This window comes from Paraburkholderia sp. BL23I1N1 (genome assembly GCF_003610295.1).
Classification (GTDB): domain Bacteria; phylum Pseudomonadota; class Gammaproteobacteria; order Burkholderiales; family Burkholderiaceae; genus Paraburkholderia.
The window spans coordinates 1,410,494-1,425,744 of record NZ_RAPV01000001.1; the positions used below are offsets into that span (position 1 = coordinate 1,410,494).

General features: G+C 63.5%; 13 protein-coding genes. 10 read left to right on the top strand and 3 right to left on the bottom strand.

Annotated elements, in window-relative coordinates; all coding sequences use genetic code 11:
• The first annotated feature begins 209 nt into the window (after positions 1-209).
• From B0G76_RS06750 to ftsB, 9 genes are all read left to right on the top strand, one after another.
• Complete coding sequence (locus tag B0G76_RS06750; protein WP_120291127.1) at positions 210-1,463, top strand: lipoprotein-releasing ABC transporter permease subunit; 1,254 nt, start codon at positions 210-212, stop codon at positions 1,461-1,463.
• Positions 1,456-2,199, top strand: coding sequence for a lipoprotein-releasing ABC transporter ATP-binding protein LolD (lolD, locus tag B0G76_RS06755; protein WP_120291129.1), 744 nt, complete (start codon positions 1,456-1,458; stop codon positions 2,197-2,199). The genes B0G76_RS06750 and lolD overlap by 8 nt, the downstream gene beginning before the upstream one ends.
• A gap of 67 nt (positions 2,200-2,266) precedes the next feature.
• Positions 2,267-3,055, top strand: coding sequence for a TatD family hydrolase (locus B0G76_RS06760; protein WP_120291131.1), 789 nt, complete (start codon positions 2,267-2,269; stop codon positions 3,053-3,055).
• A 130-nt stretch (positions 3,056-3,185) separates the two neighbouring features.
• Positions 3,186-6,098 carry a DNA internalization-related competence protein ComEC/Rec2 gene (locus B0G76_RS06765; RefSeq protein ID WP_120291133.1) on the top strand — a complete coding sequence of 971 codons (2,913 nt, stop codon included), beginning with the start codon at positions 3,186-3,188 and terminating at the stop codon, positions 6,096-6,098.
• A gap of 107 nt (positions 6,099-6,205) precedes the next feature.
• Positions 6,206-7,009, top strand: a complete 804-nt coding sequence (locus B0G76_RS06770) for an alpha/beta fold hydrolase (protein ID WP_120291135.1) — start codon at positions 6,206-6,208, stop codon at positions 7,007-7,009.
• A gap of 257 nt (positions 7,010-7,266) precedes the next feature.
• Positions 7,267-8,940 (top strand): CTP synthase, encoded by a 1,674-nt coding sequence (locus B0G76_RS06775; protein ID WP_120291137.1) that lies wholly within the window; start codon positions 7,267-7,269, stop codon positions 8,938-8,940.
• Complete coding sequence (gene kdsA, locus B0G76_RS06780; RefSeq protein ID WP_120291139.1) at positions 8,937-9,791, top strand: 3-deoxy-8-phosphooctulonate synthase; 855 nt, start codon at positions 8,937-8,939, stop codon at positions 9,789-9,791. Before B0G76_RS06775 ends, kdsA begins: the two co-directional genes overlap by 4 nt.
• A gap of 162 nt (positions 9,792-9,953) precedes the next feature.
• Positions 9,954-11,237, top strand: coding sequence for a phosphopyruvate hydratase (gene eno / locus B0G76_RS06785; protein WP_042322785.1), 1,284 nt, complete (start codon positions 9,954-9,956; stop codon positions 11,235-11,237).
• A gap of 107 nt (positions 11,238-11,344) precedes the next feature.
• Positions 11,345-11,776 carry a cell division protein FtsB gene (ftsB, locus tag B0G76_RS06790; RefSeq protein ID WP_120291140.1) on the top strand — a complete coding sequence of 144 codons (432 nt, stop codon included), beginning with the start codon at positions 11,345-11,347 and terminating at the stop codon, positions 11,774-11,776.
• A 37-nt stretch (positions 11,777-11,813) separates the two neighbouring features.
• Here ftsB and B0G76_RS06795 read toward each other — a convergent pair whose 3' ends face one another.
• From B0G76_RS06795 to B0G76_RS06805, 3 genes are all read right to left on the bottom strand, one after another.
• Positions 11,814-12,194 carry a hypothetical protein gene (locus B0G76_RS06795; RefSeq protein WP_120296240.1) on the bottom strand — a complete coding sequence of 127 codons (381 nt, stop codon included), beginning with the start codon at positions 12,192-12,194 and terminating at the stop codon, positions 11,814-11,816.
• Between the two features lie 169 nt (positions 12,195-12,363).
• On the bottom strand, positions 12,364-13,314 hold the full coding sequence (gene hslO / locus B0G76_RS06800) for an Hsp33 family molecular chaperone HslO (protein WP_120291142.1): 951 nt from the start codon (positions 13,312-13,314) through the stop codon (positions 12,364-12,366).
• 63 nt (positions 13,315-13,377) lie between these two features.
• Complete coding sequence (locus tag B0G76_RS06805) at positions 13,378-13,902, bottom strand: gamma carbonic anhydrase family protein (RefSeq protein ID WP_120291144.1); 525 nt, start codon at positions 13,900-13,902, stop codon at positions 13,378-13,380.
• A gap of 361 nt (positions 13,903-14,263) precedes the next feature.
• On the opposite strand from B0G76_RS06805, the gene B0G76_RS06810 reads away from it, so the two are divergent.
• Complete coding sequence (locus B0G76_RS06810; protein WP_120291146.1) at positions 14,264-15,184, top strand: ferritin-like domain-containing protein; 921 nt, start codon at positions 14,264-14,266, stop codon at positions 15,182-15,184.
• Positions 15,185-15,251: the final 67 nt, after the last annotated feature.

Consider the following 15,251-nt stretch of genomic DNA (forward strand, 5'->3'; position numbering starts at 1 on the left):
GGCGGCAGCGGTAGCCATGACGGGGTGCCGGCTTCGGTGGCGCGGGGGTTTGCCGGGAGCCCCGGAATGTCATACCGGAACCATCCGGGTTGCCGCGACACCAATGATCACGGTGCTCAGGCCGCATGACAGGCGCGACAGTTGCAAGTTGCCGCCGTCATGCGCGGCAAAAGGCCAGCAGCAGACGAAGAACGCAGAAAAGGATTCGCTTGAAATTTCCCTACGAATGGCAGATTGGCTGGCGCTACACCCGCGCGGGCAAACGCACGACCGGTAACGGCTTCATTTCCTTCATCGCGCTCGTGTCGATGTCGGGTATCGCGCTTGGCGTCGCGGCGCTGATCGTCGTGTTGTCCGTGATGAACGGTTTCCAGAAAGAGGTGCGCGACCGGATGTTGTCGGTGCTCGCGCACGTCGAAATCTTTTCGCCGACCGGTTCGATGCCCAACTGGCAATTGACCGCCCAGGAAGCGCGCCAGAACAAGGAAGTGATTGGCGCCGCGCCGTATGTCGAAGCGCAGGCGCTGCTGACACGCCAGGATGCCGTGAGTGGCGTGGCGCTGCGCGGCGTCGAACCGTCGCTCGAGCCTGAAGTGTCCGACATCGGCCGCGAAATGAAGGGCGGCAAGCTGACCGACCTCGTGCCGGGCGACTTCGGCATCGTGCTGGGTGCGGACCTCGCGACCAATCTCGGCGTAACGGTCAATGACAAGATCACCCTGGTCGCGCCCGAGGGCACCATCACGCCCGCCGGCATGCTGCCGCGGCTGAAACAGTTCACGGTGGTGGGCATCTTCGAGTCGGGGCATTACGAATACGACAGCACGCTCGCGCTGATCAATATCAAGGACGCGCAGGCGCTGTTCCGGTTGCCCGCGCCGACGGGGGTGCGGCTGCGCCTGACCGACATGCAGCGGGCGCCGGAGGTCGCGCATCAGCTGGCGCGCAGCCTGTCCGGGGATTTGTACATCCGCGACTGGACCCAGCAGAACAAGACCTGGTTCTCGGCGGTGCAGATCGAAAAACGCATGATGTTCATCATCCTCACGCTGATCATCGCGGTGGCGGCGTTCAATCTGGTGTCGTCGCTCGTCATGACGGTGACCAACAAGCAGGCTGACATCGCGATTCTGCGCACGCTCGGGGCGCAGCCCGGCTCGATCATGAAGATTTTCGTCGTGCAGGGCGTGACGATCGGCTTTATCGGCACGGCGACCGGCGTCGCGCTCGGCTGCCTGATCGCGTGGAGCATTCCGTGGCTCGTACCGATGATCGAGCATATGCTCGGCGTGCAGTTCCTGCCGCCGTCCGTATATTTCATCAGCGAATTGCCGTCTGAGCTGATTCCCGCCGACGTGGCGCGGATCGGTGTCATCGCGTTTGCGATGTCGGCGCTGGCGACCCTTTATCCGAGCTGGCGTGGTGCGAAAGTCCGTCCTGCGGAGGCACTGCGCTATGAATGACCGTTCCGTTAGCGTATCCATGGCTTCTGAAGACACCGCGCTGCATCCCTATGTGCTGGAAGCAACCGGCATTTCGAAATCATTCGTGCAGGGCGGCCTCAATGTGCAGGTGCTCAACAACGCGCAACTGAGCGTGCCGCGCGGCGAAAAGCTGGCGATCGTCGGCGCGTCGGGTTCAGGCAAGAGCACGCTGTTGCACGTGCTCGGCGGCCTCGACGATCCGAGTGCCGGTCATGTCTCAGTCATGGGCAAGCCTTTTACGAAGCTCTCTGAGCGCGAACGTAACGACCTGCGCAATCGCGCGCTCGGTTTCGTGTACCAGTTCCACCATCTGCTGCCGGAATTCACCGCGCTCGACAATGTCGCGATGCCGCTGCGGATTCGCCGCATGACGACCGAAGCCGCGCGGCGCGAGGCGCTCGCGGTGCTGGAACGCGTCGGCATGGGGCATCGGGCTAAGCATCGTCCGGGTGAGCTGTCGGGCGGCGAGCGTCAGCGTGTGGCCATCGCGCGGGCGCTGGTGACGAAGCCCGCTTGCGTACTCGCCGACGAACCCACCGGCAATCTCGACGGCGGCACCGCCGACAAGGTGTTCAACCTGATGCTCGAACTGTCGCAAACGTTCGACACCAGCTTCGTGATCGTCACGCACGATCCGGAACTGGCCGGACGTTGCGACCGGATCATGCGGCTGCGCGACGGCGTCTTGCACGAAGAGCCGTCTGTGCCGGTTTAATCACCGCGCGGAACGTGAGCGATGCTTTGCCGTGCTCGGGCTTGCTCTGCCGCTAACTAGGCGCGCCATGTGGATCGATACGCACTGTCATCTCGACGCTTCCGAATTCGACGCCGATCGCGATGAAGTCGCCGATGCGGCGCGTCGAGCCGGCGTCGGGCGTATCGTGATTCCCGCGATCGGCCGCGAGAACTTCACGGCGGTGCGTGAACTCGCGCACCGCATCGACGGCGGCGCGTATGCGCTCGGCATCCATCCGCTCTTCACGCCGGAGGCGCAGGAGAGCGATCTCGACCTGCTGCGCATGGAAATCGAGGCGAGTCTTGACGATCCGCTGTTCGTCGGCATCGGCGAGATCGGCCTCGATTATTTCGTCGAAGGTCTCGACGATGCGCGCCAGCAGTTTTTCTATAACGGTCAACTTCAACTGGCGCGCGAATTCGATCTGCCGGTGATTTGCCACGTCCGCAAATCGCAGGATCAGGTGATCAAAGGGCTGCGGCGGCATCAGATTCATCGCGGCATCGCGCACGCTTTCAACGGCAGTTTCCAGCAGGCTCAGGCGTATATCGACCAGGGCATGCATCTCGGTTTCGGCGGCAATCTGACCTTCGAGCGGGCGCGGCAAATCCGCCGCCTTGCCGGGCAATTGCCGTTCGAGGCGTTGGTCGTCGAGACCGACGCGCCGGACATCGCGCCTTCCTGGATGTACAAGCAGCGCAACTCGCCGGAGCAGATTCCGGGCATCGGCGCGGGCCTCGCGCAACTGCGCGGCATGACTGCCGACGAAGCCGCCCTAGGCACAACGGCTAACGCGCTCGCCGCGCTGCCGCGGCTCGCGCTTTCCTCTGCATAATTGATCCCGATGGTTTGAGTGGTTCGCGCCGGGCGGAACACACGCCCGGCGGGCTTGCTCACGCCTGCTCGCTGTGCGTTGCGCCGTCCGGCGATGGCGGGGCGAAAGGGGTGGAAGCGGCGGAGGGTGGATGCGGGCATGGTGGTGCGGGTTTGCGTTGGGGGTGATCTGGTTGCAGCGGCAGGCGGCATTGCCGGGTTGGGGTGGGTGGTGTGGGCTGGTGCTGCTTGGGAGCGTTGCAATTCTTGTGGCGGCGTGGGGAGTGCGGCGCGGTGCTCGAGGCGAGAGGGACGGCGGTTCTCCGGGCGAACGCGGCGGTGCTTCGGGCGAATGGCGTAGCGGTGCGCGGAATGAGCTGCGCAGCGGTACTTCGGATGCAGTGTGCGGCGGTGCTTCGGATGGATCGTGCGTTGCTCCGATAATCGAGGGCGCGCGTGCGTTAGCTGCAATTTCGCGCATGTGCCGGACCTTGTTCAGCGTGCGCGTGCGCTCATACGTCGGTTGGGGCGCGGTGTGGATCGCGGCCTTATGTACAGGCGTTGGCTATGCCGCGTGGCGCGCTGAAACCCGGCTCGCGGTGAGCTTGCCGAGCGCTTGGGAGGGCCGCGATATCGACGTCGTCGGCAGCATCAAAGGTCTGCCGTCACGCGACGACAAGGGCGCGCGCTTTCGCTTCGAAGTCGAGTCGGCCGATGCGCCGATCGCCGCTTTTCCACGCGTGATTCAACTGTCATGGATTGCCGAGGATGCGCCGCCGCCGTTGCTTGAACCGGGCGCGCGCTGGCGTCTGACCGTGCGCCTCAAGCGCCCGCATGGCAACGCGAACTTCGGCGTGCGCGATGCCGAAGCGAGTTTGCTGGCGCGCAACGTGCGCGCTACCGGCTACGTGAGCGCCCCGGCTCATGCATTGCGTCTACCAGGCAACGCGCGTGGCATCAGCGTGACAGTCGATCGCTGGCGTGCCGCGCTGCGCGCACGCATCGACACGGTGCTCGCCGACGCACCGCACCGTGGGATTGTGGTGGCGCTCGCCATCGGCGCGCAGGACGAAGTCAGCGCCGCCGACTGGCTGCTGATGCGCGGCACGGGCACCAGTCATCTGGTCGCGATTTCGGGTTTGCATATTGGCTTTGCCGCGGGCCTTGCGGCGTGGCTTGCCGGTGCAGTGTGGCGGCGCTCGGGGTTCATCGGTCGCAACTGGCCGTTGCTGGTACCCGCGCAGATCGTCGCGGTGACCGGCGGCGCGCTGTTCGCGGGGCTGCATGCCGCGCTGGCCGGGTTCAACGTGCCGGCGCAGCGCGCACTATGGATGGCGGGCGTGGTGGCGCTCGCGTTTGTCAGCGGGCGCAACCTCCCACGATCGGTGGTGCTGGCGTGGGCGTTGGGGCTGGTGCTGCTGATCGATCCGTGGGCGGTGGTGTCGGCGGGATTCTGGCTGTCGTTCTGCGCGGTGGCGGCGATTCTGTTCGCGATGTCGGGACGGCCCCGCGTGCAGGATCACGAGCAGCGCCGTGACGAAGAGGGTGAGCGCGGTGTGATGCCATCCAGGTTCTTGAGCCTGTGGTCCGCGCTCTGTCGCCGCGCTCGTGCTTTCGGTGAACGCCTACGGAGCGCCGCGCATGTGCAGTTCGCGGTGACCGTCGCGCTTGCACCGCTCACCGTCTACTGGTTCGCGCAGATTCCGTTGATTGGTCCGCTCGCCAATGCCTTCGCGATTCCGTGGGTGAGTCTGCTGGTGACGCCGGCGGTATTGGCGGGCGTCGCGTTGCCCACGCCTTTCGATGCCTACGCTTTTCGCGCCGCGCATACCTTGCTCGACCTGCTGGCCGAGGGTTTGCAGATGCTGTCCGGTCCGGCGTGGACGCTCTGGCGGTTGCCGCAGCCCGACGCGTGGACGCTCGCCGCCGCGGCGGTCGGTGTTCTCTGGTGTCTGGCGCCGCGTGGCTGGCCGCTGCGCTGGGCCGCACCGCTCACGTGGCTGCCGCTGCTGATGCCGGCGCCACCCGGGCCGCCGCATGGCAGTTTCCGGCTGACGGCGCTGGATATCGGGCAAGGCAGCTCGGTGCTGGTCGAAACGGCGCATCACACGCTGCTGTTCGACGCCGGGCCGGGGCCGGAATCGACGCATGCGGGTGAGCGGGTTGTCGTTCCGTTTTTGCAGGCGCACGGCGTCACGGCGCTCGATACGCTGATCATCAGCCACGCCGATTCCGACCACTCGGGCGGCGCGCCCGCTGTGCTGGACGCGATCGAGGTGCGTCAAATGGGGGCCGCCTTGGCGCCTTCGAATCCGCTGTGGGCGCAAGCCGGGCAACGCGGTGCGGATACGCTGCCCTGTGCGGCCGGGCAACGCTGGCAGTGGGACGGCGTCGAGTTCGCCATGCTCTGGCCGGACGCCGGGCCGCTGCAAGGCAAGCCGAATGCGCATTGCTGCGTGTTGCGGGTGAGTGCGATGGCGGCTGCGGTGAAGCTGCCCGCCACGGAGAGCCCGCTTGCAGCGGAAAGGCCGCCGGCTGTGAAAAGCATGTCGCTCGCGGAAGGCAGAGCGGCTGTGGAGAGCACGTCGGCGGGACAGGCTCAAACCGCGCCTATACGCATGTCAGCCTTGTTAGCGGCAGACATCGAAGCGCCGGTCGAACGCATCCTGCTCGCGCGCGATCGCGACGTATTGCGCGCCCAGATACTGGTCGTGCCGCATCATGGGAGCAAGACCTCGTCGACCGAGCCGTTCCTCGACTCTATCGACCCGCTCATCGCGCTATTTCAGGTAGGCTATCGCAACCGATTTCATCATCCGAATGCGGGGGTGTTCGAGCGTTACAAGGCGCGGCATATCGAGCTTGCACGCAGCGATACGGACGGCGCGGTGCGGGTCGACGTCAACCCGGATGTCGGCCCAGGTCTCAACCCGGGCCTCGGGCCCGTGGGAAGTATCGAAGCCAACGCGGAAGTTGCGCCGCAAAGCGCTCCGGGCCTGAACGGCGCCGCATTGACACTCGAGCGCTATCGCGACACGCAGCGCCGCTACTGGATGGATCGCTGATGAATTGCCGCCCGCACAGACAGAACAAATGCGCCGCCGGGCTCGGAGCTTGAGTGAAAAGTCAGGCCTGAAGCCCGCGCGCTAAAACAGAACGGAGAGAGCCGCAGTTGAAAAACGTCATCCACTTCTCGCATGCGAACGGGTTCCCGGCGTCGACCTACCGGACGATCTTCGCCGAACTCGCCGACGACTACGAACTGCGCTCGATCGAGCGGATCGGTCACGACGTGCGTTATCCGGTCACGCAGGATTGGCCGCATCTGGTCGAGCAGTTGCTCGACGACGTGGGCCGGTCGTACGAGCAGCCGGTGTGGCTGGTTGGTCATTCGCTTGGCGGCTATCTGTCGTTGATGGCAGCGCTGAAAAAGCCGCAGTGGGTGAGGGGCGTGGTGATGCTCGATTCGCCCGTGATCGCCGGTTGGCGCAGCAGCATGCTGAGGGTGTCGCAATGGACCGGGCTCGACGAACGCCTGTCGCCCGCGGCCGCCACCCGCACGCGCCGCACGCAGTGGGCAAGCCGTGACGAGGCGTGGCGGCACTTTCATTCGAAGCCGGCATTCGCGCGTTGGGACGAACGCATGCTGTCCGACTACATCGACTTCGGCATCCCGCAGAGCTCGCCCGACGGCGGCCGCTCGCTCGCATTCGACCGGCGCACCGAGTATCAGATCTATAAGACCTTGCCGCATACACTTGGGCCTCGCCTCGCGCGCGGTGCGCCGGTGCCGGTGGGGTTCATCGCCGGCACGCATTCAAAGGAGGTGCGCCAGGCGGGGCTGGACGCCACCCGTCGCGCGACAGGCGGTCATGTGGAATGGATCGAAGGCAGCCATCTGTATCCGATGGAAAAGCCTCTCGAAACCGCGCGCGCCGTGCAGCGGATGTTGCGCGAACTGGAGCGGCAGGCTTAGGGCGATGCGCGACGCGGCGCGCGCGTTCACCGGTGCGGCAGCCTGCTTATATAAGAGGTAATGCGGGAGGCGCCGCACCGGCCGTGGCGGCGGCGCGGCCCGCAATGCGGTTGGCCGGCGCCGCAAAAAAACGGTGCGTGATCGGCGAACGGCGGTTGCCATCGCCATGGCACGCTTTCGTACCGATGTCGCCAGGAATTCGCTGGGTTGAGACCCTGCTTTACGGTATAATCCGTTTTTCCCGCGAGCATCCAGCGATGACCAAATATGTTTTCGTCACCGGCGGCGTAGTATCTTCCCTCGGCAAGGGTATTGCCGCCGCTTCCCTCGCCGCGATCCTCGAATCGCGCGGTCTTAAAGTCACCCTCCTCAAGCTCGATCCCTACATCAACGTCGACCCCGGCACGATGAGCCCGTTTCAACACGGCGAAGTGTTCGTAACGGAAGACGGAGCGGAGACTGACCTCGACCTCGGCCACTATGAGCGCTTCATCAGCACGAAGATGCGCAAGGCCAACAACTTCACCACGGGCCAGATTTACGAATCGGTGATCCGCAAGGAACGCCGCGGCGATTATCTTGGCAAGACGGTGCAGGTCATCCCGCACATCACGAATGAAATCCAGGCGTTCATCGAACGCGGCGCGGCTTCCGCGACGTGCGGTGAGCCGGACGTCGCCATCGTCGAAGTGGGCGGCACCGTAGGCGACATCGAATCGCTGCCGTTCCTCGAGGCCGCCCGTCAAATGAGCCTGCGCATGGGCCGCAACAGCGCGTGCTTCGTGCACCTCACGCTGGTGCCTTGGGTCGCGACCGCGGGCGAGCTGAAAACCAAGCCTACCCAGCACAGCGTGCAGAAGCTGCGTGAAATCGGTATCTCGCCGCATGTATTGCTGTGCCGTGCCGACCGCCCGATTCCGGACGACGAGCGTGCGAAGATTTCGATGTTCTCGAACGTGCCCGAAGACGCGGTGATTTCCGTGTGGGACGCCGACAGCATCTACAAGATTCCGCAGATGCTGCACGACCAGGGTCTGGACGCGATCATCTGCGAAGAGCTCAAGCTCACGCCGCAGCCGGCCGATCTGTCCATGTGGTCGAATCTCGTCGAAAAACTCGAGCATCCGAAGCATGAAGTCACGATCGGCATGGTCGGCAAGTATGTTGATCTGACCGAATCGTACAAGTCGCTGATCGAAGCGCTGCGCCATGCGTCGATGCATACGTCGACCAAGGTCAACATCGAGTACATCGACTCGGAAGAGATCGAGACGCAAGGCGTCGAGAGCCTCAAGCATCTGGATGCCGTGCTCGTGCCGGGTGGCTTCGGCCGTCGCGGCACCGAGGGCAAGATCGCCGCGATCCGCTATGCACGCGAAGCGAAAGTGCCGTATCTCGGGATCTGCCTCGGCATGCAGCTCGCCGTGATCGAATTCGCCCGCGACGTGGTCGGCCTGAAAGACGCGAACAGCACCGAGTTCGATCAGGACACCCCGAACCGCGTGGTCGCGCTGATCACCGAGTGGTACGACCGTGAAGGCCGTGTCGAGAAGCGCACCGAAGAATCGGATCTGGGCGGCACGATGCGCCTCGGTTCGCAACGTTGCCCGATCAAGCCCGGCACGATGGCCGAAGAGATCTATGGCAAGGATGTGAATGAACGTCATCGTCACCGTTATGAAGTCAATAACCGCTTCGTGCCCCAGCTCGAAGCCGGTGGCCTTATCATCAGCGCCCGTACCCCGAGTGAAGATCTGCCGGAAATGATGGAATTGCCACGCAGCATGCACCCGTGGTTCGTCGGCGTGCAGTTCCACCCGGAATTCACGTCCACGCCGCGTGATGGGCATCCGCTGTTCAAGTCGTTCGTCGAAGCGGCGCTCGCGCATCAGCAGCCGCGCGTGACGAGCGAAGTCGGGGAGAAAGCATGAAACTGGGCGATTTCGAAATCGGGCTCGACAAGCCGTTTTTCCTGATCGCGGGCACCTGTGTCGTCGAATCGGAACAGATGACGATCGACACGGCTGGCCGGCTGAAGGAAATCTGCGCGAAGCTGAACATTCCGTTCATCTACAAATCGTCGTTCGACAAGGCCAACCGCAGCAGCGGCAAGTCGTTCCGCGGTCTGGGCATGGACGAAGGCTTGCGCATCCTGTCGGAAGTGAAGCGTCAGCTCGGCTTGCCGGTGCTGACCGACGTGCACGCCGAGCACGAGATCGAGCAGGTTGCGTCGGTGGTCGACGTCCTGCAAACGCCTGCTTTCCTGTGCCGTCAAACCGACTTCATTCACGCTTGTGCGCGTTCGGGCAAACCGGTCAACATCAAGAAAGGCCAGTTTCTCGCACCGCACGACATGAAGAACGTGATCGACAAGGCGCGTGATGCGGCGCGCGAAGCCGGTCTCTCGGAAGACCGTTTCATGGCGTGCGAGCGTGGCGTGTCGTTCGGCTATAACAACCTCGTGTCGGACATGCGATCGCTTGCGATCATGCGCGAAACCAATGCGCCGATCGTGTTCGACGCGACCCACTCGGTGCAGTTGCCGGGCGGGCAGGGCACGAGCTCGGGCGGTCAGCGCGAATTCGTGCCGGTATTGGCGCGTGCCGCGGTCGCCGTCGGCGTATCGGGTCTCTTCATGGAGACTCACCCGAATCCGGCCGAAGCCAAGTCGGACGGTCCGAACGCCGTGCCGCTCCATCGCATGGCCGATCTGCTCGAAACGCTCGTGACGCTCGATCAGGCGGTCAAGCGCGCGCCGTTCCTCGAAAGCGATTTCAACTGATTCAGGCATTCGCGGCGTGTCACGATTGGGCTTTATGATCGGCGCGAGGCGAATGCACGTAATGGTCGTCGAAAGCATCAGGGTGAGTAGTGTGCTGGGGAGACCAGCAGCTCCTGATGCCGTTTCACAGTAGAGAATTCAACGTCATTTCTTGAGGAAACCATGAGTGCTATCGTAGATATCATCGGTCGAGAGATTCTCGATTCGCGAGGCAACCCCACCGTCGAATGCGACGTGCTGCTCGAGTCGGGCACGATGGGCCGCGCCGCGGTGCCGTCGGGCGCGTCGACGGGTTCGCGCGAAGCGATCGAACTGCGCGACGGCGAAGCCGGCCGCTACGGCGGCAAGGGCGTGCTGAAGGCTGTCGAGCATATCAACACCGAAATCTCCGAAGCGATCATGGGCCTCGACGCTTCCGAGCAGGCTTTCCTCGACAAAACCCTGCTGGAACTCGACGGCACGGACAACAAGTCGCGCCTCGGCGCGAACGCGATGCTGGCCGTTTCGATGGCGGTCGCGAAGGCCGCTGCTGAAGAAGCCGGCCTGCCGCTGTACCGCTACTTCGGCGGCTCGGGCGCCATGCAACTGCCGGTGCCGATGATGAACATCGTCAACGGCGGCGCGCACGCGAACAACAGCCTGGACATCCAGGAATTCATGATCGTGCCGGTCAGCCAGCCGACCTTCCGCGAAGCACTGCGCTGCGGCGCCGAAGTATTCCACGCGCTGAAGAAGATTCTGAGCGACCGCGGCATGAGCACGGCCGTGGGCGACGAAGGCGGCTTCGCGCCGAACTTCGGCAGCAACGACGAATGCCTGTCCACCATTCTGCAAGCGATTGAAAAGGCCGGCTACCGCGCAGGTGAAGACGTGCTGCTCGCGCTCGACTGCGCGGCAAGCGAGTTCTACCACGACGGCAAGTACCAGTTGGCCGGCGAAGGCCTGCAACTGTCGTCGACCGAATTTGCCGACTACCTGGCGAACCTGGCCGACAAGTTCCCGATCGTTTCGATCGAAGACGGCATGCACGAAAGCGACTGGGCAGGCTGGAAGACGCTGACCGACAAGCTCGGCAAGAAGGTGCAACTGGTGGGCGACGATCTGTTCGTCACCAACACGCGCATCCTGAAGGAAGGCATCGAGAAGGGCATCGCCAACTCGATCCTGATCAAGATCAACCAGATCGGCACGCTGACGGAAACCTTCGCGGCTATCGAAATGGCCAAGCGCGCCGGCTACACGGCTGTGATCTCGCATCGCTCGGGCGAAACCGAAGATTCGACCATCGCGGACATCGCGGTTGGCCTGAACGCCGGTCAGATCAAGACGGGTTCGCTGTCGCGTTCGGACCGCATCTCGAAGTACAACCAGTTGCTGCGCATCGAAGAAGACCTCGGTGATATCGCCAGCTACCCGGGCAAGTCGGCGTTCTACAATCTGCGCTGATGGTCTGGCTGCAAGCGCCGACCGATGAGCCGGTTATCCTTCGTTTCTGATTGACCCCGCCGCCCTGCGTATAGCGCAGGGCGGCGTGTATTTATTGTGCTTACTTCATGCGGCTTGTCACTGCTGTCCTGATCGTTCTACTGGCGCTGATCCAGTACCCGCTCTGGTGGGGGCACGGCGGCTGGTTGCGCGTGCATGAGTTGCAGCAGCAACTGGCGCAGCAACTGCAGAAGAACGCCGATTCGAAGCTCCGCAATGAGCGCATTCAGGGTGAAGTGCAGGATTTGCAGAACGGTACGGCCGCCGTGGAAGAGCGGGCTCGCTACGAAATGGGCATGGTGAAGGACGGCGAAGTGTTCGTGCAGTTCGTGGCGCCGAATGCGCCGTTGCCGAATACGAACACGCCGTCGGTTACCACGTCTACGCGTGGTGAAGTCTCGGCGGCACCGCTGCATGTGGTGCCGAACCCGGAGTCGCGCGCGAAACCGGATCGCAAGCATGGCGGCAAGACGGTCAAAGACAAGAAGGCCACACACTGAGTGTAGCCATAGTCAGGCGGGCTGAGCCCGCTTCGACTTACCAGCCCCAGTACGGCGAATAGCCTACGCCAACACCCGTACCCCAGCCGTGCCCCCAACCGCCACCGTAATAGCTGCCATACACGCTCACGGGCGGCGAGTAATAACGTGAATACGCTTGAGCCGCGTTCTCGGCGGCAATGGCCTGATTCTGATCGGATAACACCTGACGGTCGATCGCGTCATAGCGTTCGCGTTCTTCCGGCGTGAGCGGCCGGGCGGTGCTCGTCATGCCCGACTGGTCGGCCGGAAGGCGGCTATAAATCGGCGATGGGCCCGGCGGGTCCATCACGCAACCCGTAAGCGCAGCACTGCCGGCGATGACTGTCAGCACGGTGAGCGAGCGCATGCAATGCGTTAGCGAAGCAGGGATGTTCATTTTGATCTCCATCAGTCGGATACCTAAGCAAAACATGCACAGCATGCAGCGCTAATGATCCAACGCAACGATCGACGATAACGCGCCGCCCGAGCCTCGAAAAAGGCAGCCGGCGACGTGTCATTTTACTGCTTTGACACAGGCGAAATGGGCTCGCCGCCGGGCCGCTTCAGTGCCGCTGGTCAGCAGCCGGCGTCACGCCATGTGAAAGCGCATTGGCGACGAAAAGTTGCGCCACGTCGACCGGATCGAACTCGTACCGTTGATTACAGAATTCGCAATGAATTTCGACGTGACCGCGCTCTTCGATCACGCCGTCCACTTCTTCGCGGCCTAGCATCTTCAGCATCGCGCCGACTTTTTCGCGCGAACAGCTGCATTCGAAGCGCGCCGTGGCCGGTTCGAAATGCTGCACATTTTCCTGCCAGAACAGACGGCGGAAAATCGTTGCGGGTTCTTCCTTCAGCAGCTCGTCTTGCGACATCGTGCCGCCGAGTGTGCAGACGCGCTCCCACGTGTCCACATCCAGATCGCCAGGATGCGGAACAATGCCGCCGTCGCCAGGCAGCTTTTGCAGCAGCATGCCGACTGCGCGTTCGGTGTTCGCCGCGAGCCACAAACGCGTGTCGAGCTGCTCGGAGTGATGCATGTAGTGTTCGAGCACTTCGGACATCGACTTGAGCGGGCCGTCCACACCCGAGAGCGGCACGATACTTTGATACGGTTGCTGGCCAGGCTTCTTTTCGCGCGGGTCGAGCGTAATCACGCAACGGCCATGGCCGCTCGCGTTGACCAGTTCGATCATGGAGGCGGTGTCGTCGATCGTATTGCCCGTTTCGCCGGAAAGCTTGGCGGTGGCGCGCATCGACAGGTCGGAGCTGCACTGCACCACCAGCATTTTGGCCGGGCCGTCGCCGAAAATCTGCATGACGAGCGTGCCGTCGAACTTGAGATTCGCCGAAAGCAGCGCGCACGCGGCCATCATCTCGCCGAGAATCGTCCGGACAGGGGCCGGATAGTCCCGGCGCGTCAGCACTTCCTGCCACGTATTGCGCAGCGAAACGATCTCGCCACGCACCGGCGCCGCGCTGAACATGAATTTTTGCAACTGGTCGCTCACAACTTTTCCTCGGTCGAATGACGCAGCCTGGGCTGCGCCGTGCGCGCCGCGCGCTCCGGCTGATTAGCCGATGCGCACGAGCTGCGCCTTGAAATAATCGCGGCGCTCGGCATAGCTTGCCGTGCCGCGCTGCATATTTGCGATGTCCGTCTCGGTCAGTTCCCGCACCACTTTGGCGGGCGCGCCGAGAATCAGCGAATTGTCGGGAAACACTTTGCCTTCAGTGACGATGGCGCCCGCTCCGACCAGACAGTTGCGGCCGATCACCGCACCATTCAAGACCACGGCCTGAATTCCGATCAGCGAGCCTTCCTTGATCGTGCAGCCGTGCAGCATGACCTGGTGGCCGATCGTCACGTTCGGCTCGATCGTCAGCGGGAAGCCCGGGTCGGTGTGCAGCACCGCGTTTTCCTGAACGTTACTGCCGGCGCCGAGGGTGATCGGCTCGTTGTCGCCGCGCAGCGTTGCGCCGAACCAGACGCTTGAATTTTCCTCGAGGGTCACATTGCCGATAATGTTCGCCGAATCCGCGACGAACACGCTTTCGTGGATGGTCGGGGCTGCCTCGCCAAGCTTATAAATTGTCACAGTGTCTCCTCTTGATCGGTCGCTATGCGCTGCGAGGGCGGGTTGGGGCGGTAACGGGCTGCAAAGTAGTGGCCGCAAAGAGGCTGCAAAATGCCCGAAAGCGTCCCGCTGGACTGGGTTGTCTGGCCGGCCCCGCGCGATTGGCACGCGAGATGGTCGAATCGAGTATTGTAAACGGTTGTGTGGTTAGGCCGCCTGGCGGTGCTTAAAGTGGTACCCCAGCGGTACCACAAGCGGTACCACAAGCGGTACCACAAGCGGTGCCACCAGCCGTGCGGCGCCCAGCCTTGGCGAACGCCGCGTCTTCCGTCTGCTGCCTTCCGTCTCGCCTCGTGCCGTGCCCTTTGCCAACCTCGTTGCCATGAATTCCGCTGCTCCGTCTACTTCACCCGTTGCGCCGATATCGAATCCTGAGATTTGTCCGGATCGCGCGAACTGCGCGCGCACTGCGGCGCTGGCCGCATTGTGTGAAGTCGACCCGGCAACCAAGGCAGTCGCGGCCCGTGCGTTATACGCCGCCGTGCTCGACGGCAGTCTCGCATGCCCCGCAAACCTCGAAATCGCCGAGCCGGCAGACTTGCCGGGCCGCCCCGCACGCCCCGAACTGGTCGATCCGCGCAAGCTGAAGCGCCGCAGCATGCAATCGCCTGAAGGGCGGGCCGTCTTGCTGCACGCGCTTGCGCACATCGAATTCAACGCCATCAATCTCGCGCTCGACGCCGTCTGGCGTTTTGCCGGCATGCCCGCCGGGTTCTACACCGATTGGCTCAAAGTTGCCGCCGAAGAAGCGCATCACTTCTCGCTGCTGGTCGCGCGGCTTGCGGAGTTCGGCCATGCTTACGGCGATTTCCCCGCCCACGACGGGCTCTGGGACATGTGCGAGCGCACCCGCGCCGACGTGCTGGCGCGCATGGCGCTGGTGCCGCGCACCCTCGAAGCGCGCGGCCTCGACGCTTCGCCGCCGATCCGCGCCCGCCTGCAGCAGGCAGGCGACCATGCATCCGCGGCGATTCTCGACGTGATCCTGCGCGACGAAATCGGCCACGTGCTGACCGGCAACCGCTGGTTTCGTCATCTGTGCGACGAGAACGGGCTCGATCCGCACGCCACCTACACGCGTCTCGCCGACCAGTATCACGCACCGAAATTACGTGGTCCGTTCAATTTCGAGGCGCGCCGCGACGCCGGATTCGACGAAGCCGAACTGGCCGCGCTGGTTGCCCTGGCCGGCCTCGACGCTGAGCAACCGCCCCGGCCGGCCCCGTTGACCCTGAGCGACTGAAGCCTTCTTCCATGGTCGGAGCCCACGCATCGTCCGGCTATCTCGTTATAATCGAACGACCATTCTT

Coding starts and splice junctions, on each gene's coding strand:
- B0G76_RS06775 (WP_120291137.1), top strand. CDS start 7,267: ATGACCAAATATGTTTTCGTCACCGGCGGCGTAGTATCTTCCCTCGGC.
- ftsB (WP_120291140.1), top strand. CDS start 11,345: ATGCGGCTTGTCACTGCTGTCCTGATCGTTCTACTGGCGCTGATCCAG.
- lolD (WP_120291129.1), top strand. CDS start 1,456: ATGAATGACCGTTCCGTTAGCGTATCCATGGCTTCTGAAGACACCGCG.
- B0G76_RS06765 (WP_120291133.1), top strand. CDS start 3,186: ATGCGGGCATGGTGGTGCGGGTTTGCGTTGGGGGTGATCTGGTTGCAG.
- B0G76_RS06760 (WP_120291131.1), top strand. CDS start 2,267: ATGTGGATCGATACGCACTGTCATCTCGACGCTTCCGAATTCGACGCC.
- B0G76_RS06810 (WP_120291146.1), top strand. CDS start 14,264: ATGAATTCCGCTGCTCCGTCTACTTCACCCGTTGCGCCGATATCGAAT.
- kdsA (WP_120291139.1), top strand. CDS start 8,937: ATGAAACTGGGCGATTTCGAAATCGGGCTCGACAAGCCGTTTTTCCTG.
- B0G76_RS06795 (WP_120296240.1), bottom strand. CDS start 12,194: ATGAACATCCCTGCTTCGCTAACGCATTGCATGCGCTCGCTCACCGTG.
- eno (WP_042322785.1), top strand. CDS start 9,954: ATGAGTGCTATCGTAGATATCATCGGTCGAGAGATTCTCGATTCGCGA.